Genomic DNA, 328 nt, shown 5'->3' with positions numbered 1-328 from the left:
CCTGGCAGGCGCACGACCTGCCTTCCGGCATCGAGCGGTCGGTGCACCAGAACCGCCTGCTCAAGATCGCCCGCGAAGGCGGCCAGATGACGCCCGCCGATCTGACCAAGTTCGAGGCGCAGCGCCGCTACGCGACCCTGGTGCGCTCGCCATCGAGGGCATGGCCACCGTCACCGACGAAATCATCGACCTGCACGACCGCATCCTGGGCAAGCTGTTCAACGCTGCCAAGCACAAGCATCAGCAGCAGTTCCAGGCGTCCGGCAAGGCGATCAACGCCAAGGTGCGGCTGGCCACCTCGATCAAGCAGGGCACGGTGACGGCCTCG

General features: G+C 66.8%; 1 pseudogene. It reads left to right on the top strand.

Going from position 1 to position 328, the window contains the following annotated elements:
* Positions 1-328, top strand: a pseudogene (locus KVT32_RS29340) (Tn3 family transposase); the annotation flags it as partial.

This window comes from Achromobacter sp. GbtcB20, from assembly GCF_019091095.1.
GTDB classification, from domain to species: domain Bacteria; phylum Pseudomonadota; class Gammaproteobacteria; order Burkholderiales; family Burkholderiaceae_B; genus Achromobacter; species Achromobacter mucicolens.
The sequence above is the reverse complement of the archived record's forward strand: the minus strand, read 5'-3'. Positions and strand labels throughout refer to the sequence as shown.